This window comes from Xylanimonas protaetiae (assembly GCF_004135385.1).
GTDB classification, from domain to species: Bacteria; Actinomycetota; Actinomycetes; order Actinomycetales; family Cellulomonadaceae; genus Xylanimonas; species Xylanimonas protaetiae.
This window is the reverse complement of record NZ_CP035493.1, coordinates 991,350-1,009,879: the sequence shown is the minus strand read 5'-3', so window position 1 is coordinate 1,009,879 and position 18,530 is coordinate 991,350. Positions and strand designations below refer to the sequence as shown.

General features: G+C 74.2%; 15 protein-coding genes. 8 read left to right on the top strand and 7 right to left on the bottom strand.

Features of this window, described 5'->3' with window-relative positions; genetic code table 11:
- Positions 1-154 precede the first annotated feature (154 nt).
- Entirely contained in the window at positions 155-1,603 is a 1,449-nt protein-coding gene (locus ET471_RS04550; RefSeq protein WP_129186801.1) for a CoA transferase, read from the bottom strand.
- Between the two features lie 99 nt (positions 1,604-1,702).
- On the opposite strand from ET471_RS04550, the gene ET471_RS04545 reads away from it, so the two are divergent.
- A complete protein-coding gene (locus tag ET471_RS04545; protein WP_129186800.1) occupies positions 1,703-2,539 on the top strand; it encodes a DUF5926 family protein in 837 nt (278 codons plus the stop codon).
- A gap of 131 nt (positions 2,540-2,670) precedes the next feature.
- Positions 2,671-3,552: a glycosyltransferase family 2 protein gene (locus ET471_RS04540; protein WP_129186799.1), complete on the top strand. Its 882-nt coding sequence runs from the start codon at positions 2,671-2,673 to the stop codon at positions 3,550-3,552.
- A gap of 65 nt (positions 3,553-3,617) precedes the next feature.
- On the opposite strand, the gene ET471_RS04535 is transcribed toward ET471_RS04540, so the two are convergent.
- Both ET471_RS04535 and ET471_RS04530 read right to left on the bottom strand, forming a co-directional pair.
- A complete protein-coding gene (locus ET471_RS04535) occupies positions 3,618-7,910 on the bottom strand; it encodes a hypothetical protein (RefSeq protein ID WP_129186798.1) in 4,293 nt (1,430 codons plus the stop codon).
- 24 nt (positions 7,911-7,934) lie between these two features.
- Positions 7,935-9,041, bottom strand: a complete 1,107-nt coding sequence (locus ET471_RS04530; RefSeq protein WP_129190707.1) for a diacylglycerol/lipid kinase family protein — start codon at positions 9,039-9,041, stop codon at positions 7,935-7,937.
- A 107-nt stretch (positions 9,042-9,148) separates the two neighbouring features.
- Between ET471_RS04530 and serS the strand changes: the two genes are divergently transcribed.
- Complete coding sequence (gene serS / locus ET471_RS04525) at positions 9,149-10,420, top strand: serine--tRNA ligase (RefSeq protein WP_129186797.1); 1,272 nt, start codon at positions 9,149-9,151, stop codon at positions 10,418-10,420.
- Positions 10,417-11,226, top strand: a complete 810-nt coding sequence (locus ET471_RS04520; RefSeq protein ID WP_129186796.1) for an HAD family hydrolase — start codon at positions 10,417-10,419, stop codon at positions 11,224-11,226. Before serS ends, ET471_RS04520 begins: the two co-directional genes overlap by 4 nt.
- Before the next feature lie 81 nt (positions 11,227-11,307).
- Here ET471_RS04520 and ET471_RS04515 read toward each other — a convergent pair whose 3' ends face one another.
- From ET471_RS04515 to map, 3 genes are all read right to left on the bottom strand, one after another.
- Positions 11,308-11,511, bottom strand: coding sequence for a helix-turn-helix transcriptional regulator (locus ET471_RS04515; RefSeq protein WP_129186795.1), 204 nt, complete (start codon positions 11,509-11,511; stop codon positions 11,308-11,310).
- Complete coding sequence (locus ET471_RS04510) at positions 11,511-12,293, bottom strand: hypothetical protein (RefSeq protein WP_129186794.1); 783 nt, start codon at positions 12,291-12,293, stop codon at positions 11,511-11,513. The genes ET471_RS04515 and ET471_RS04510 overlap by 1 nt, the downstream gene beginning before the upstream one ends.
- 96 nt (positions 12,294-12,389) lie before the next feature.
- Entirely contained in the window at positions 12,390-13,169 is a 780-nt protein-coding gene (gene map, locus ET471_RS04505; RefSeq protein WP_129186793.1) for a type I methionyl aminopeptidase, read from the bottom strand.
- 267 nt (positions 13,170-13,436) lie between these two features.
- On the opposite strand from map, the gene ET471_RS04500 reads away from it, so the two are divergent.
- The 3 genes from ET471_RS04500 to ET471_RS04490 all read left to right on the top strand — a co-directional run bounded on the left by ET471_RS04500 (position 13,437) and on the right by ET471_RS04490 (position 16,846).
- Positions 13,437-14,831: an ABC transporter substrate-binding protein gene (locus ET471_RS04500; RefSeq protein WP_129186792.1), complete on the top strand. Its 1,395-nt coding sequence runs from the start codon at positions 13,437-13,439 to the stop codon at positions 14,829-14,831.
- A gap of 96 nt (positions 14,832-14,927) precedes the next feature.
- Positions 14,928-15,917, top strand: a complete 990-nt coding sequence (locus ET471_RS04495; RefSeq protein ID WP_129186791.1) for a carbohydrate ABC transporter permease — start codon at positions 14,928-14,930, stop codon at positions 15,915-15,917.
- Entirely contained in the window at positions 15,914-16,846 is a 933-nt protein-coding gene (locus ET471_RS04490; protein WP_129186790.1) for a carbohydrate ABC transporter permease, read from the top strand. The genes ET471_RS04495 and ET471_RS04490 overlap by 4 nt, the downstream gene beginning before the upstream one ends.
- Positions 16,847-16,915: 69 nt before the next feature.
- Here ET471_RS04490 and ET471_RS04485 read toward each other — a convergent pair whose 3' ends face one another.
- Complete coding sequence (locus ET471_RS04485; protein WP_129186789.1) at positions 16,916-17,383, bottom strand: DUF805 domain-containing protein; 468 nt, start codon at positions 17,381-17,383, stop codon at positions 16,916-16,918.
- 137 nt (positions 17,384-17,520) lie between these two features.
- Here ET471_RS04485 and ET471_RS04480 point away from each other — a divergent pair, with 137 nt between their 5' ends.
- A complete protein-coding gene (locus ET471_RS04480) occupies positions 17,521-18,447 on the top strand; it encodes a Ppx/GppA phosphatase family protein (RefSeq protein ID WP_129186788.1) in 927 nt (308 codons plus the stop codon).
- The last annotated feature ends 83 nt before the right edge of the window (positions 18,448-18,530 follow it).

Genomic DNA, 18,530 nt, shown 5'->3' with positions numbered 1-18,530 from the left:
CCCGAGGGACCATGCGCTCCGCGGCGCCGCGCAGGTGCGGAAGGCGCTCCGTGCTGAGCGTCTCCGCGTGATGCGAGCCGGGCCGCTCCTCGTCGTCCTGCGCGCCGTCGCAGGACCCGGGCCCCGGCACTGCCACCAGCCAACGACCCCGCGGTCACACCGTCGTCGTCGCCCACGCCGCGTGGTCGGTGCCCCACGGGTGCGCGGGCGACGCGTAGTCGTCGAAGCCCGGCAGCGCCGGGCGGGACGTCGTCACCTGGGGGCCGTGCCCGTGGCTCACCGTCGCGTCGCGCGGTAGCGGCGCCGGCGCCGGGTGCTGCGGGTCGCGCCCCGGCGCGTCGAGCAGCCAGGCCGCCGTCCGGGCCAGCGAGACGACGACGTCCCGGCCGCGGCCGTCGGCGGAGCGTGCCCGCAGCGCGTCCACGACGCCCGCGGCGAGCAGGTACCCGGTGGCGTGGTCGAGCGCCTGCGCGGGCAGCACGCCGGGACCGGTCTTCTCTCTCGCGTCGCCGCCCAGGGACTCGATGATCGAGATGCCCGTCGCGGCCTGCACGATCGAGTCGAACCCGCGCCGCTGCGCCCACGGACCCGTCTCGCCCCATGCGGAGACGCGCGCGTGCACGATCCCCGGCGGCACGCGCAGCCGCGCGAGCTCGTGCGCGCCGGGGCGGTAGCCGGTCACGAGCGCGTCGGCGTCGTCGAGCAGCGCCTGGGCGCGGGCGAGGTCGCCGTCGTCGTGCAGGTCGAGGAGCGCGGTGCGCTTGCCCTGGCCGGTGTCGAGGTGCATCCAGCGGATCTCGGCGGGCACGGGCGGGTCGACGCGCAGCACGTCGGCGCCGAGCAGCGCGAGCGAGCGCGTCGCGACGGGCCCGGCGATGACGCGCGTGAGGTCCAGGACGCGCATCCCGGCGAGCGGCGCGGCGCCGCCGCCGAGCGGCCGCGCGGGCCCGATGTCGTCGCGCCGCGTCACCTGGACGACCGGCCCCGACGCCGCGGCCTCGCCCTGGGCCGAGGCCCGCCACTCGTCCTCCGTGCGCACGCGGACGACCACGGCGCCGCCCGACGCCGCGGCGTCCTCGAGGTTCTGCGAGCGGTACCCGGCCACGGCCCGCGCGAGCACCTCCGGCCCGGACCCGGGCAGCACGGTGCCGGTCTGCCCAGGCCCGGCGAGGCCGTGCAGCCCGGACTCGCCGAGGCCGTGCAGCCCGAGGATCGCGAGCAGGCGGTGCGCGTGGTGGGGGTAGTTGGCGTGCGTGCGCACCCAGCCGTCGGCGCTGCGGAAGAAGCCCGACATCGGGGCGAAGCCCTCGACCTCGTGCCCGTCGAGCCGGAAGAGCCGCTCGGAGGAGAACGACGCGGCGACCCGCCCGAGGTCCAGCGGGCCGTCGACGACGGGTCCGGAGGCCCCGGCGCGCTGCGCGGCGCGCCGCAGCGCCTGGACGGACCCGGCGGCCAGGTCGAGCACGGGCAGCGTCGCCGCGAGCCAGGGCGGTCCGTCGTCGGGCGCGGCGCCGGTCCAGTCGGCGGCCGCCGGGGGCGGCCCGACCTCGGCACCCGCCTCGTAGTCGGCGACGAGCGACGCGCCGACGCGGGGAGAGTCCATCTGTCGACGGTAAGCACGAGCGGGCGCGCGCACCAGCGGTCCGCGTCCCGGCCGCGCGGGTCTGAGCTGATGCGGCGCGGTGCCGATAGGATCGGTCGCATGTCCAAGAGCACCGCCAACGACTTCGTGCTGCGTCCCTTCGAGGGCCTCCCTGGGGAGCCCGACTGGGTCGCCTTCCGAGAGATCGTGCCCGCCGCCACCGGCACCGCGCGCACCACGAAGAAGTTCGGCGCCAAGGACGTCGTCGTCGTCACGATGCTGCCCGGCGGCTACGCCGCGATGCACCGCCCGGACGGCACGATCCTGCTCGCGCTGCAGGGCGCGCTGTCGTCCACGGACCCGTCGCGCGACCTGGCCGGCGCGCTGCTCGAGGCGATCGACGCCGAGCCGGGCACCGCGATCGTCGCCAAGCCCGCGCCCGACGGCCCGCGCCTCCAGGAGGTGCTGGACGCCAAGGTCGCGTTCGACGTCACGGTGCACGACGACTACGAGTTCTGGGTCGACGCGACCGCCGAGCGCACCGCCGAGATCGACGCGTCGCTGGCCGAGGCCGCCGAGTCGACCATCCCGACCGTCCGCCTCGCGTCCGTCGAGCACGCGTACTGGTGCGACATGGGCAAGCAGTTCCTGCGCTGGGCACGCACCGAGGACGAGGACGACGTCGTCGCCGCGCTCGCCCGCCTGCACGCCCGGCGCGAGTCGGCGCTCCAGCTCGCCGACGGCGGCGAGGCCCGGTTCCTGGGCATGTTCCGTGCCGCGGGCCTCGTGGTCCCGGTGTGGGAGCTGCCGGCGGGCACCGAGGCCGCCGACGTCGAGAAGCCGGCCGCCGAGCTGGGCAAGCGCCTCGACGCCGCCCTCACGGTGACCGAGCCGCTCGACGCGAACGAGCGCCGCGCGAAGGCGGGCATCGTGTCCCGCCAGGTCACCCTGCGCTGAGCCCTGGCGGGGCGGCGCGGGTCACGGCGAGCCGACGCCACGTGGCAGGGAGTTCCCCTACCGGGGGAGTAGCATTCTGCGGGTAATCCTTTGCCCTACCCATCCCTTTTCCTTCGACGCAGGCAGGACGTGTGAACGCGGACCACGTACGGGGACGCACCCAACCCGATCTGGTGACGAGCCCGGCCGACGACCCGGTGGACGGCCGCTCGGGAGCGGAGCTGCCCGTCGCGAAGACGCCGCGGCCGGAGGGCTCGCGCGGCATGCGTGACGTGCAGCGCGTCGCCGTGGTGATCCCCGCGAAGGACGAGCAGGACCGCATCGCCGCCACTGTGCGGTCGGCGCGCGCGATCCCGCACGTCGACCTCGTGCTCGTCGTGGACGACGGGTCGGAGGACGACACGCAGCACGCCGCCCGCGAGGCCGGCGCCGTCGTCGTGCGGCACTCGCACAACCGCGGCAAGGCGGCGGCGATGGAGACGGGCGCCGCCGTCGTCGCGATGCGCGACGCGCCGGGCCGCCCGGAGCGGCTGCTGCTCTTCGTCGACGGCGACCTGGGCGACACGGCCGTGAACACCGCGCCGCTGGTCACGCCGGTGCGCGAGGGCGTGGCCGACCTGGCGATCGCCCTCCTGCCGCCGCAGCCGGGCGCGGGCGGGCGCGGCATCGTCGTCGGCGCCGCGCGCCGCGCGATCCACGCGCTGACGGGCTGGACGCCGACGCAGCCGCTGAGCGGCATGCGCTGCCTCACGCGCGAGGCGTTCGAGGCGGCGACGCCGCTGGCGCGCGGCTGGGGCGTCGAGACGGGCATGACGATCGACCTGCTCCGCCAGGGGTACGTCGCGGTCGAGGTGCCGTGCGACCTCAAGCACCGGCCGTCGTCGAACGACCTCAAGGGCAACCTGCACCGGGCGGCGCAGTACCGCGACGTGCTGGTCGCGGTGAACGCCCGCCGCGTGCGCGGCGCGTTCGACGCGGTCCGCGGCGTGAAGGCCGACTCGGTCCGCCGCTGAGCCGGCCCCGCGTGGGACGTCGGCCCCCTGCACGGGACGACGTCGGCCCCGCGGGGCAGGACGTCTCAGCGTGGCGCGTCGGATCCGCGTGGCGCGTCGGGTCCCCGCGTCACCAGGAGCCCGATCAGCGGCACCGCGGTGAACAGCATGATCGTCACGATGCGCACGCCGTAGTCGTTGGCGAACGCGCCGCCGAGGCCGCCCACGACCATCGCGGCGAGCAGCGGGACCACCACGGGCCAGTCGGCGCGGGCACGGTCGAGCCAGCGCGCCCGCACGACGCCGAGCAGCACGAGGATGACGGCGACGAGGACGGCCAGCGTGATCCAGGCCTCCGCGCCGCGCGTGACGGTGCGCAGCGCGAACCCGGCCTTGCGCCACACGGTGTCGAGCGCCGTCCCGTCGATGACGGACTGCACGAACGTGCCCAGGTGGGTGCGGTCGGCGGGCGGGCGACGCCAGTCCAGGATGCCGATCCCGGCCACCAGCACGACGCCCGCGACAGCCACGGCCGTCAGCCGCGTCCACGTGACCCGCAGGCCCGAGACCACGAGGGCGAGCACCGCGAACGTCGGCAGCACCACGAGGCCGCCGCCGACGTCGGCGCCGAAGTCGGGCCACAGGCTGATCACCATCGCGACGAGCCCCAGGACGGCGACGACGACACCCGCCCACGTCCGGCCGAACCGCTGGGCCACGAGCGTGCCGAGCCCCGCGGCCGCGACGAGCCCCGCGGCGACGTACACCGAGTACGTGGGGTTGCCGAAGCCGAAGAACCGGCCGCCCAGCGTGACGGCCGGCCCGAGCGGGCTGCCGCGGTGCAGGGGAGTGCCGAGCACGGCGTCGAGCGTGAGCAGCCCGAACGTGATGGTCGCGAGGACGGTCGGCGCCGCCCAGGCCGGACGCCGTGGCGCGAGCGCGGCGACGCCCGCGACCAGCAGCGTGCTCACGACGAGCGCGGCCCACATGCGGCCGGGGCTCGTCGACGGCAGCCACCAGGCCCAGGCCGTCATGAGGAACTGCCCGGCGGGGATGGACGCGAGCACGAGGAACAGCGCGTCGAGCGCGCCGCGCCCGCGGCGGGAGCCCCGCACGCGGGGGACGAGCACGAGCGCCCCGAGCGCGGCGAGCCCGATCCACAGGGGGATCGCCGTCGTCGTGCCGGTGACGCGGCGCAGCGCGCGGTCGCGCGTGGTGAGCAGCTCGAGCTCGTCGGCGGCCTGGCCGCCCGGGGGACGCGTCCCTGCGGACACGATCGGGCTCCCGCTGAAGTCGGCCGGCTGCGGCACCCCGAGCGCCGCGGTCAGCGACAGGGGCAGGTCGAGGGCCCGCACGACGCCCTCCCAGCGGGTCGCGGCGCTCGACAGGTAGCGCGCCGCGGTGGGGCCGGAGCCCTGGAGCAGGCCGACGCCGAGCGCCTGCGGCGCGGTGGTGGGGTTGCCGACGTCCATCACGAGCACGGTGGCCGCCTCGGGGGCGGCCGCGAGCACGCGGCGCACGGTCGTGTCCACGGCGGTGAGCGCGGCGGGGCGGTCGGGCGCGCCGGCCGGGGCGGACCCGGCGTCGACCATCGTCAGCGGGCAGGAGAAGGCGTCGGCCGTGAGGTCCTCGAGCGGCAGCCAGCGCGGCACGGTGCCGTCGCGCTGCGCGAGCGCGAGCCCGGCGCCCGGCCCGACGGCCGTGGCGCACACGCCGGCGTCAGCGAGCGCGGAGCCGAGCGTCCCGGGACGCGGGTTGAAGGGCGAGCGGGACTGCGCGGCGGTGAGGTCGTCCCAGCCGGTGACGCCGGCAGCGTCGTCGCCGGCCGCGACGACGGACCAGGGCAGGCAGTCGACGCCGCCCGGGCGCGGCGTGCTCGTGATGACGGTGCGGCCCGCGGACAGGCCGAGCCAGCCGGCCCCGGCGCACTGCCGCTGCCCGTCCACGACGGCGGGCGTCACGCCGCCGGCGTCCGCGCCGTCGCGCAGCAGCGACCACAGGGTGGGGGTCGCGTCGGGCGTGACGTCCGACCACCGCACGCCCTCGGTGCCGACGACGACGATGGGGCCGGGCGCGGCGAGCACCTCGGTGCCGGTGCGCGTGACGGCGCCGGCCCGGGTCACGGACCCGGTGGCGGGCGCGACGACGGCCCCGACGAGGAGCACGCCGATCATCCCGGCGGCGACGGCGACGAGCGTCAGCCCGCCGAAGCGGGCCCTCACGGCGACGCCGTCACCGGCCGCGACCTCGCCGTCGTCCTGCGCGGAGTCGAGGGACCCGGACCCCGCCGCGACCCGTCGCACCAGCAGCGCCGCCCCGAGCGTCGGCACGGCGGCCAGGTGCACCACGAGCGCGACGACGATGCCGGAGTCGTTGACGACCGACCCCAGCACGGCCACCGTCCACAGGGCCGCCACGAGGCCGGGCAGCCACGGCACCTCCCGGTACGCCCGCGCGAGCGCCGTCCACCGGAACCGCTCGGGCCGCCACGTCGCCCACCCGCTGACCAGGCAGAACACGACCGCGACCGCCCCGGGCGCGGACGCGACGGTGGCCCACGCCCCGGCCGCCTTGGAGCGCACGAGGGCCAGCGCACCGCCGTCGACGATGCGCTGGACGAACGACCCGAGGTGCGACCCGTCGCCGGGCGCGAGCCACGCGAGCAGCGCGATGGTGGCGACGACCACCACGGTCACCGCGCCGACCAGCAGCACGGCCCGCACGGGCGAGACCCGCCGCCCGAAGAACCGGTACGCGAGCACCCCGAACGCGGGGATGAGCGTGACGAGCCCGCCGGCGTCGGCGCCGAACGTGGGCAGGGCTGTGACGAGCGTCGTGACGGTGCCGAGCCCGACCAGCGCGGCGAGGGCAGCGCGGGACAGCCCCGCCCGCGCGAGCGCCGCGACGACGCCCCACGTGAGCACGAGCGCCGCGGTCGCGTAGACCGCGAACACGGTGTTGCCGAACCCGAAGAACCGCGCCCCGAGCGCGGGCGACGGCCCGAGCAGCGACCCCTGCTGGAGCGTGGTCCCCGTCAGGCCGTCGACCGTGAGCACCAGCCAGGTCACGGCCGCGACGGCGACCGCGAGCGGCAGCGGGGTGCGCGCCGCGAGCCGCCGCCCGTACCAGGCGGCCAGGGCGACGGCGACCGTGCCGAGCGTGACGGCCACGACGAGCGCGCTGGTCGGGGAGGGCCACACCCACCAGCGCGAGAGCGTGGCGAGCGTCGCCCCCGCCGGTGCCGCGGCCGCCGTGTGCAGCACGAGGGCGGCCAGGCGGGGCCGGCCGGTGTCGGTGCGACGCCGCCGCAGCCCGACGACGAGGAGCGCGAGCCCGGCCGCCGCCCCGATCGACGCCACCAGCACGGGCGTGAGCTGGGCGACGGTGTCGGTGAGCACCGTGAGGTACTTGCGCTGGTCCACGGTGCGCGACGTCGTCATGCGGCGGGCCTCGCCCTGCGCGAGCTCGCTGCCGTCGCCCGTCCCGGAGCCGGCACCGGCGAGCGTCGCGGCGACGTCGTCGAGCACGGCGATGCCCTGCCAGCGCGAGGAGCGCGAGTCGATCCAGGTGGCCTCGCCGCCGGGCGCGGTCCAGTCGACGACCACCTGGAGGGTGGGCGCCCCGAGCGGGGTGTCCGCGACGCCGGACACGATCACGCGCGTGCCCGGCGCGGCGGCGCGCTCGACGGTGCGCAGCGTGGCGTCGAGGTCGCGCAGCGCGTCCGAGCGCGCCGTCGCGCGGTCGGGCAGCACGCCGCCGTCGACGACCGTCACGGGGCAGGCCGACAGCTCGTCGGGCGTGAGGTCGGCGAGCGTGGGGGCGTACCGGGCGACGTGCCCGCGGCCGTCCGCGAGCGCGAGCGCGGCGCCGGGGCCGACCGCCGTCGTGCACACCCCGGCGCCGGCGAGCCGCTCGCCGAGGGTGCCGGGCGTGCCGAGCGAGCCGCGCTGGTCGGAGACCTGCAGCGTCGCCCAGTCCTCGACGACGGCGGGGCCGGGCGCGTCGCCGGACGGCACCGGCAGGGGCACCTCGCGGCAGGTGTCGGTCTCGGTGTCCTCCGTCGGGCGGGGCGGGGACACGAACCGGCTCTCGGCGGAGACGGTCAGCCACGCGTCGCGCGGGCACGTCGGGGTCAGCGTGCGCACCGCCATCGAGCCGACGGAGCCGCCGCCCACGAGCCGCCACAGCGTGGGGGTTCGGTCGGCGTCGACGTCGGACCACTGGAGGCCGGCCACGCCGACGAACACCACGGGGGTGCGGTCCGGGGCGGTGGCCAGCGCGGTGGACGCCGCGGCGGGCGGCGTCACGCCGAGCAGCGCCAGGGCCACGAGGAGGACGCCGACCAGCGTCGAGAGGGCGGTCCGGGCGCGGAGGATCACGCGCCACAGCCTAGGCGGAGCCGCTCACACGGTCCGGACGAGCAGCGCGCCAGGATCGACCCACGCCTCCAGCTCGATCACCCGGCCCATCGGGTCGCCGTCCACCTGGGCGTGCTCGCCGCCCTCCACGCGGATGCGCGTGCGGCGGGCGCGGGCGTGGTCGATGCGGCCGATCTTGCCCGGCAGGTCGTTGTGCAGCCCGGCGCCCTGCATGACCACCTCGCCCAGCAGCTGGGCCCAGCCGGCCAGCCCGCCGCGCGTGTCGATCGCGGCGACGTCGAGCACGCCGTCGTCGATCTCGGCGTCGGGCAGCAGGGTGACGCCGCCGGGCAGGCGGCCGCAGTTGCCCACCATGATGCTGCGCAGCCGCGTCGGGACGGGCTCGCCGCCGTCGATGCTCACCTCGGCGCGCATGCGGCGGCCGTGCAGGTGGCGCACCCCGGCGACGAAGTAGGCGATCCAGCCGACGCGGCGCTTGAGCGTGTCGTCGGCGTCGGCGACCATCGCGGCGTCGAAGCCCAGGCCCGCGATGACGAGGAAGAGCTGCGTGTCGCCCGGGACGGCCGCGTCGGGGCGCGGCTCGCCGTCCAGGCCGACGTCGGTCTCGGCGACGCGCGCCCAGCCGACGTCGATGTGCCGGTCCCGGCCGCCGAGCACGACGGCCATCCCGTCCTCGACCGACGAGAGGGGCAGGTCCAGGTTGCGGGCCAGCAGGTTGCCCGTGCCGACGGGGATGATCGCCATCGGCACGTCGCCACCGGTCAGCGCGCCCGCGACGGCGCGCACGGTGCCGTCGCCGCCCGCCGCGACGACGACGTCCGCGCCCGCGGCCACCGCGCGCCGCGCCTGCGGCCCGCCCGGCTCGTCGACCGTCGTCTCGAAGAACAGCGGCTCCGGCAGCGCGGCGTCCGCGCACACGCGCGTCACGGTCGCGACGAGCTCCGCGGCGCCCTCCTTGGAGGGGTTGACGACGACGGCGACCTGCTGGCCCTTCCCCGGCTCCTCGGCGTCGGCGGCCTGCGGCTCGACCACGCGGCGCGGGTGGGTGCGGCGCCACACCGTCACCGCGACGGCGAGCGCGGCGCACGCGATCGCCACGGAGGCGATCGTCAGCCACAGCTCCCAGCCCATGAGGGCACCGTAGACGCCCGGCACGCCGACGGCCCCGGATGCGGCGCGAGCCGTCACCTGGCGTAACCCTTCGTCATCCGTCAGGGCGCCCCGTTAGGCTTCCGTCCGTGATCGACCTTCGTCTGCTGCGCGACAACCCCGACGTCGTCCGCGCGAGCCAGGTGGCTCGCGGCGACGACCCCGACCTCGTGGACGTCGCGCTCGACGCCGACGCCCGCCGCCGCTCCTCGCTGGTGGCGTTCGAGGAGCTGCGCGCCGAGCAGAAGGCCATGGGCAAGAAGGTCGCCCAGGCGCAGGGCGCCGAGAAGCAGGCGCTGCTCGTCCGCACCAAGCAGGTCGCCGAGGAGGTCAAGGCCCGCTCGGCCGACGCCGACGCCGCGGCCGCCACGCTCGACGAGGTGCTCTACAAGATCGCGAACGTCGTCGAGGGCGCGCCCGCCGGCGGCGAGGACGACTACCTGGTGCTCCAGCACGTCGGCACGCCGCGCGACTTCGCCGCGGAGGGCTTCGAGCCGCAGGACCACCTCGCGCTCGGCGAGGGCCTGCGCGCCATCGACACGCAGCGCGGCGCCAAGGTCTCGGGCGCCCGCTTCTACTTCCTCACCGGCATCGGCGCGCGCCTCGAGCTCGCCATCCTCAACGCCGCCATGGACCAGGCCGTCCAGGCCGGGTTCACCCCCGTCATCACGCCCACCCTGGTCAAGCCCGACACCATGCGCGGCACCGGGTTCCTCGGCGCGCACGCCGACGAGATCTACCGCCTCGAGAAGGACGACCTCTACCTGGTCGGCACCTCGGAGGTGGCGCTCGCGGGCTACCACGCCGACGAGATCATCGACCTGTCGGACGGCCCCGCCCGGTACGCCGGGTGGAGCGCCTGCTACCGCCGCGAGGCGGGCTCGGCGGGCCGGGACACGCGCGGCATCATCCGCGTGCACCAGTTCCACAAGGTCGAGATGTTCAGCTACTGCCGCCCCGAGGACGCCGCCGAGGAGCACCAGCGGCTGCTCGCCTGGGAGGAGGCCATGCTCGCCAAGGTCGAGCTGCCCTACCGCGTCATCGACACGGCGGCGGGCGACCTCGGCTCGAGCGCCGCGCGCAAGTTCGACTGCGAGGCCTGGCTGCCCACGCAGAACCGCTGGCTCGAGCTCACCTCGACGTCGAACTGCACCACGTTCCAGGCCCGCCGCCTGGGCGTGCGCGAGCGCACCGAGGACGGCACGACGCGCAACGTCGCCACCCTCAACGGCACGCTCGGCACGACGCGCTGGATCGTCGCGATCCTCGAGAACCACCAGCAGGCCGACGGCTCGGTCCGCGTCCCGGAGGGCCTGCGGCCCTACCTCGGCGGCCTGGAGGTCCTGGAGCCGGTCGCATGACCGACCCCTCCGTCCCCACCCCCTGGCTCGTCGCCCTCGACATCGACGGCACGCTGCTGCACTTCGACGACACCCTGTCGGACGCGGTGCGGTTTGCGGTGGCCGACGTCGTCGCGGCGGGCCACCACGTGGTGCTCGCGTCGGGCCGCTCGCTCGTCTCGATGATCCCGGTGGCCGCGCGCCTGGGGATCGCCGACGGCTGGATGGTCTGCTCCAACGGGGCGGTCACGGTCCGGCACGACGATGACGCGCCGACGGGCTGGACGATCGAGGCGATGGTCACGTTCGACCCGGAGCCGGCCCTGCGCCGGCTGGCCGAGCGCATGCCGCGCGCGCGGTTCGCCGTCGAGGACGTGGGCGTCGGCTTCCGTCTCACCGAGCTGTTCCCCGAGGGCGAGCTCGACGGCGACCACACCGTCGTCGGGCTGGAGGACCTGTGGAGCGGCGACGTGACCCGCGTCGTCGTGCGCGCGCCCGAGGCCACCAACGAGGAGTTCCACGCCTCCGTCGCCGAGCTGGGCCTGGCGGACGTCACGTACGCGGTGGGCTGGTCGGCGTGGATGGACATCGCGCCGCTCGGCGTGACGAAGGCCGCCGCGCTGGAGAAGGTCCGGGCCGCCCTGGGCGTCCCGCCCGAGCGCACGCTCGCGATCGGCGACGGCCACAACGACGTCGAGATGCTCCGCTGGGCGGCCCGCGGCGTCGCCATGGGCGACGCCGACGACCTCGTCCGTGCGGCTGCCTCGGAGTCGACGGCGACGATCACGGAGGACGGCGCGGCGCTCACGCTCCGCACGCTGCTTTAGCGGCCGGCCTCGGGTCGGCGGTTCCGTTCCGGATCGGTCGATGCATCCACCGATCCGGAACGGAACCGCCGACGCGGTCGGTCAGGCCTGCGCGTCGTCCGGTCTGAACATCTCCTCGATGCTGGCACCGAACATCGCGGCGATGCGGAACGCGAGCGGCAGCGACGGGTCGAACCGGCCGCGCTCGATCGAGATCACCGTCTGCCGGGACACCCCAAGACGCGTCGCCAGCTCCGCTTGGGACCACCCGAGGGCGAGGCGTCGCGCGGCGACGTCGTTGTCCACTACGCGCGCTCCTCACGACGGCGCAGCAGCCACAGGCGCACCGCGAAGTCACCCTGTGCGAGGAGGGCGACGGCGATGAGGACGAGCGACGGGCGGACCTGGTCGCCGGTGACGGACACGACGAGCGCCGCCACTCCGACCAGGGCGAACACGTCCCAGAACGCGCGCGACGCGGCCTGCTGGAACCAGGTGTGCTCGACGCCGTCGAGCGACGCCGAGGCGCGGTCGTCGTCGTTGGCCTCGTGCGCCAGGACCAGGAACACCCAGCCGGTCCCGACGAGCAGCAGCAGCCACATCCCGGCGAGCGAAGCGAACGTGACTGCCGTCCGGCCTCCGTCGTCGCCCGAGAAGAAGCGAAGCAGGGCGGCGACTCCCGCGCCGAGCACGATCGCGGCGACGGGGGAGCCGGAGAGAATCACGGGCCACGCCCACGCACGCGACGCCCTCCAGCGCTGCTCGACGCCGAGGACGGGGTGGCGCCGGGCGGCGCGGGCGTCGAGCACCTCACGCAGCGCGAGCACCATCCCGGGTGTCGCGCTCGCGGACGCGACGAGCCACAGCAGCGTCGCCGGCGAGACCTCCTCGACCCGCTCGCGCAGCGCTGCCGCCTGCGAGGGATCGAGGAAGAGCTCGCGCCCGACGAGCATGACGACGGCGCCGTACACGCTCGCGGCCATCACCCCGAGGACGACGGCAGCTACCCACCGCCGCCAGGGCGTGCGCGGATCGGGGACGTCGTCGGGCGGCGGCGCGAAGACGGACTGCGGTGTGGTGGCGCTCATCGGATGCCTCCGGTGTGGTGTCAAGTTCGCTTGACACCACGATGGACTCGATCCCCTGCGAATGTCAAGGTCACTTGACAACCCGGGCTCGAGGGCTCAGCGGGCCGTCAGGATGATCGGCCCGTCCTGCGTGATCGCGATCGTGTGCTCCGAGTGCGCGCCGCGCGAGCCGTCCGTCGAGCGGAGGGTCCAGCCGTCCGGGTCGGTGTAGATCTCGTCCGTCGTCTCGAGGAACCACGGCTCGACGGCGATGACCAGGCCGGGCTTGAGCGGGAACCCGCGGCCCGGGCGGCCGTCGTTGGGCACGTGGGGGTCGCCGTGCATGGTGCGCCCGACGCCGTGGCCGCCGAAGTCGGTGTTGATCTCGTAGCCCGCGGCCCGCGCGACCTCGGCGATCGCGAACGAGATGTCGCCGATCTTGTGCCCCACCGTGGCGGCGGCGATGCCGGCCTCGAGGGCCTCCTCCGTGGTCCGGATGAGCTTCTGGTCCGCGGCCAGGCGTTCGGCCGACGGCGCCGTCCCGACGACGACGGACAGCGCCGAGTCGGCCACCCACCCGTCCACCGACGCGGCGAAGTCCACCGAGAGCAGGTCGCCGTCCTGGAGCGCGTAGTCGTGCGGCAGGCCATGCAGCACCGCGTCGTTGACCGACGTGCAGATCACCTTGCCGAACGGCATCGCGCCGAAGGACGGGTGGTAGTCGATGTAGCAGGACTCCGCGCCGCGGTCCTTGATCATCCGGTGCGCGAGCGCGTCGAGCTCCAGCAGGTTCACCCCCGGCTTCGCGGCGTCCCGGCAGGCCTCCAGGACGTCGGCGACGAACCGGCCCGCCGGTCGCATCTGCTCGATCTCCTGCGGGGTCCTCAGCTCGATCATCGGGGTCCTCTTCCTCCACCAGCGCACGGGTCCAGTCTGCCGCGCCTGATCCTACGGTTCGCGACGACGTGGCGGCCGAGCGAGGTCTGGGCAAGGTCACGGTTCGGCCAAGACCACGATAAAGCGGTCATACCAGGCGGTGTGCGGTTGCGGCAGCGCTTCCAGCGGGGTCAGGTGGACTCGGAGGGTGGTGCGCGCCACACGCGCCGCCCGTGGGGGCCTCAGTGCACGACGACACGGGGCACGACGACACGGGAAGGACACACGATGACACGCACACCCAGGAGCGCCCGCAGGCGGCGGCCGCTCGTCGCCGGCGCGAGCGCCGCGACCCTGGCCTTGATCCTCGCCGCCTGTTCGGGGAACGGCGACGACGGCGCCTCGCCGACGCCCACCGGCGGCGGTGCCGCCGCCGGCTCGATCGACTGCTCGGTCTACGACCAGTTCGGCGACATCTCGGGCAAGACGGTGCACGTCTACACCTCGATCGTCGACCCCGAGGGGCAGACCCAGATCGACTCCTACAAGCCGTTCACCGACTGCACCGGCGTCGAGATCAACTACGAGGCCTCCCGCGAGTTCGAGGCCCAGCTCCCGGTCCGCATCCAGGCCGGCAGCCCGCCGGACATCGCGTTCGTCAACCAGCCTGGTGCGCTGCGGACGCTGGTGAACCGTTTCGACGCCGTCGTCCCCGTCCCGGACGTCGTCAAGACGGAGGCCCAGGACAACTTCGCGCAGTCCTGGATCGACTACGGCACCGTGAACGGGACGCTGTACGCCGCCCCGCTGGACGCCAACGTGAAGTCCTTCGTCTGGTACTCGCCCAAGGCGTTCAGCGACGCCGGCTACGACATCCCCAAGACGTGGGACGACCTGCTCGCCCTGACCGACAAGATCGCGGACGACACCGGCCTGCCGCCGTGGTGCGCCGGCGTCGAGTCCGGCGACGCGACCGGCTGGCCCGGCACCGACTTCATCGAGGACATGGTGCTGCGCACCGCCGGCCTCGACGTCTACAACCAGTGGGTCACGCACGACATCCCGTTCAACGACCCGCAGATCGTCGCGGCGTGGGACGAGGCCGGCAAGATCCTCAAGAACGACAAGTACGTCAACGCCGGTCTCGGTGACGTCCGGTCGATCGCGACGACGGCGTGGTCGACGGCCGGCCTGGGCATCCTCGACGGCACGTGCTGGATGCACCGCGCGGCGAACTTCTACGCGGCGCAGTGGCCCGAGGGCACCAACGTGGCCGAGGACGGCGACGTGTGGGCCTTCTACCTGCCGGCGAAGACCGAGGACGAGCGCCCGACCCTAGTGGGCGGCCCGTTCGTCGCGGCGTTCAACGACAAGCCCGAGGTGCAGGCCTTCCAGACGTACCTCTCCAGCACCGACTGGTCCAACGAGAAGGCCAAGGTCAGCCTGCCGGGCTGGGTCAGCGCCAACAAGCACATGGACCCGTCGCTGCTCAACAACGACTTCGACCGGTACGTCTACGGGGTCCTGACCGACCCCGCGACGGTCGCGGGCTACGACGCCTCCGACCAGATGCCGTCCGAGGTCGGCTCCGGCTCGTTCTGGACCGGCATCGTCAACTGGCTCACCGGCCAGAGCACGCAGCAGGTCGTCGACCAGATCGAGAGCACGTGGCCGTCTGACTGACCGCCCGCCACCGGCCGAGGGCCGACGCCGGACGGGACCGACCCCGCCCGGCGCGGCCCTCGGCCGCACCCGCACACGCTCCAAGGAAGGAGTGGCATGGACTGGCTCACCGCGGCCGGCAGCCCGGCCCAGAAGTTCACGCTCATGGCGTTCGCCATCGCCCTGTTCGTCGTCGTCGTCGGCGTGATCCTCTTCCTCGTCGACCGCCCGAAGAACCCCAGGAAGTGGGTGCTGGTGCTCGGGTTCCTGGGGCTGCCGGTCCTCGGCCTGGGGTTCGGCCTCGTCTACCCGGCGCTCGACACGATCCGCAACTCGTTCCTGAACCGTGACGGCACGCGGTTCGTCGGGTTCGACAACTACGTCACCGCCTTCACCACGAGCGAGTTCCTGCTCGTGCTGCGCAACACGGCCATCTGGGTGCTGGTCGTGCCGGTCGTGGCGACGTTCGTCGGGCTCGTGTACGCCGTCGTCGTCGACCGCAGCCGGTTCGAGAGGTTCGCGAAGGCGCTGATCTTCCTGCCGATGGCGATCTCCATGGTGGGCGCCAGCATCATCTGGCGGTTCGTCTACGAGTTCCGGCCCCTCCAGGGCGAGATCCAGCAGGTCGGCCTGCTCAACCAGGTGCTGGTGTGGCTCGGGATCCCGCCGCAGCAGTTCCTCATCAACCAGCCGTGGAACACGTTCTTCCTCATCGTGATCCTGATCTGGATCCAGACCGGGTTCGCGATGACGCTGCTGTCGGCCGCGATCAAGGCCATCCCGGACGACATCGTCGAGGCCGCCCGCCTCGACGGGCTCGCAGGCATGGGGATGTTCCGGTACATCACGATCCCCAGTATCCGGCCGACGCTCGTCGTCGTGCTGACGACGATCGCCATCACCACGCTCAAGGTCTTCGACATCGTGCGCACGACGACGGGTGGCCAGTTCGGCACGTCCGTCGTCGCCAACGAGTTCTACCGGCAGTCGTTCGTGTCGCTCAACACCGGGCTCGGTGCCGCGCTCGCCGTGCTGCTCTTCGTGCTCGTCATCCCGATCATCTGGTACAACATCCGCCAGCTCCGCCTCGCCGAGGAGGTCCGATGAGCGCCGACGGCTCGACCCCGGTGGCCACCCTCCCGCCGCGGACCACGACGCTGACGCAGCGGGCCGGCAAGGTCCGCCGCCGCCTGTCGAACCCGTGGGCGTCCGGCATCGCCATCGTCCTGGCGATCCTGTGGACGCTCCCCACCCTGGGCCTGTTCATCAGCTCGTTCCGCGAGCAGGCGGACATCAACCGGACCGGCTGGTGGACGATCTTCGGCAACATCCTGACCGGCGACGCCAGCTTCACGCTGGACAACTACGACGCCGCGCTCAACGGCAGCTCGACCAACCTGTCGCAGTTCTTCGTCAACTCGATCGTCATCACGCTGCCCAGCGTGATCATCCCGATCAGCGTGGCGCTGCTCGCCGCGTACGCGTTCGCGTGGATCGAGTTCCCCGGCCGCGACTGGCTCTTCGTCGTCGTCTTCGCGCTCCAGGTGGTGCCCATCCAGGTCACGATGATCCCGCTGCTGCGCCAGTACGTGAACTGGGGCCTCGCCGGGTCGTTCTGGACGGTGTGGCTGTCGCACTCGATCTTCGCGCTGCCGCTCGCGATCTTCCTGCTGCACAACTTCATGAAGGAGATCCCGCGGTCGCTCGTCGAGGCGGCGACCGTCGACGGCGCGGGGCACGTGAAGATCTTCTTCCGGGTCGTGTTCCCCCTCATGGTCCCGGCGATCGCCGCGTTCGGGATCTTCCAGTTCCTGTGGGTGTGGAACGACCTGCTCGTCGCCCTCGTGTTCGTGGGCGGGCAGCCCAGCGTCGCGCCCCTGACGGTGCGCGTCGCCGAGCTCTCGGGAACCCGCGGCGGCGCCTGGCACCTGCTGTCGGCGGGCGCGTTCATCTCGATGATCGTGCCGCTCGTGGTGTTCCTCAGCCTCCAGCGCTACTTCGTCCGAGGGCTCCTGGCGGGGTCCGTCAAGGGCTGAGGTCCGCGGCAGCGACGACGACGGCGGCGGTCCTGGTTCGCCCGGGACCGCCGCCGTCGTGGTGGGTGATCAGACGGCGGCGGGCACCTTCGCCGCGGCCGAGACGGCCTTCGGGTCGGGGCCGAAGCGGTTCGCGCCGACCGTGCCCGCGGTGGCGAACCAGACGATGAGCATGATCGGGCCGACCACCGGGACGAGGGCGAAGAAGATCCACCCGCCCGACTTGTCGACGTCGTGCAGGCGGCGCACGTAGACGGCGAGCGTCGGCAGGAGGAGCGCGAGGGTCAGCACCCACACCGGGACGAACGCGCTCGTGTACGTGGTGAGGGCCGAGACGGCGCCGTCGGTGTCGTCGGGGGAGAGCGTCGACATCGTGTCGACGTACTCCACCGTCGCGGAAGCGACGAAGGCGACGTTCACGACGGCCTGGAGGGCGGCGTAGGCGAGCAGGTACCACCACAGCTCGGAGCGACGGGCGCGGCCCGAGAACTTGGCGTACTTCTTCAGCACGGAGACGACAGCGGCAGGAAAGGACATGAGGACCTCGTGGTTGACGACGGGCGGACGGCGCTGTGCCGCCCCGGCGCCAGAACCTAGGGCACAGCGAACTCTCAGAACAGACCTTGTGCGCGACGTCCTGCGCCCGGTATACGCGCGGGTCTAGCGTGGCCCTCGTGCGTCTGGGAGTCATCGACATCGGGTCCAACACCGTCCACCTCGCCGTGCTCGACGCGGCCCCCGGCGTGCGGCCCGTGCCCGCGGCGTCGGAGTCGATGGAGGTGCGGCTCATGCGCTTCCTCGAGCCGGACGGCTCCATCAACGACGAGGGCGTCGCCGCGCTCGACGCCGCCGTGACGCGGGCCGCCGCGATCGGGCGTGCGCAGGACGCGGAGCAGACGCTCGCCATCGCGACGTCCGCCCTGCGGGAGGCGACCAACGGGCCCGAGGTGCTGGCCATGCTCGAGGAGCGGGCGGGGGTGCCCATCGAGGTGCTCGCGGGCGTCGACGAGGCGCGGCTGACGTTCCTCGCGGCCCGCCGCTGGTACGGCTGGGGTGCCGGGCGGCTGCTGCTGCTCGACATCGGCGGCGGGTCGCTGGAGATCGCCGCCGGCAACGACGAGAACCCGGAGCTCGCGCTCTCGGTGCCGCTCGGCGCCGGCCGCATGACGCGCGAGTTCCTCTGGGAGGCCGACCCGCCGACGAACGGCGACGTCGCGCGCCTGCGCGAGCACGTGCGGCACACCCTCGGCGGGTCGCTCGGCGCGGGTGCGGCCGAGCTCGTCGGCGACCACGTCGTCGCCACGTCCAAGACGTTCCGGTCGCTCGCGCGCCTCGCGGGCATGCCGCGCGAGGTGCTCGGCGCCGGGCAGCGGTACCGCATGCGGCTCGCTCACCTGGACGACTGGACGCCGCGCCTGGCCCGCCTCTCCTCGGAGGACCGCACGGTGCTCCCGGGCATCGGCCCGCGCCGCTCCCGCCAGATCGTGGCAGGCGCCGTGGTCGCGGCGGAGGCGATGCGCGCGCTGCACGTCGACGAGGTGGAGATCTGCCCGTGGGCCCTGCGCGAGGGCGCGATCCTGCGCCACCTGGAGCGGCTCTGAGGAGCGTCGGCCGGTGACGCTGACGGGGCGTCGGCCCGGCAGTCCGTCGTCAGACCGTGCGCCCGGGCTGCCGGTCCGACGAC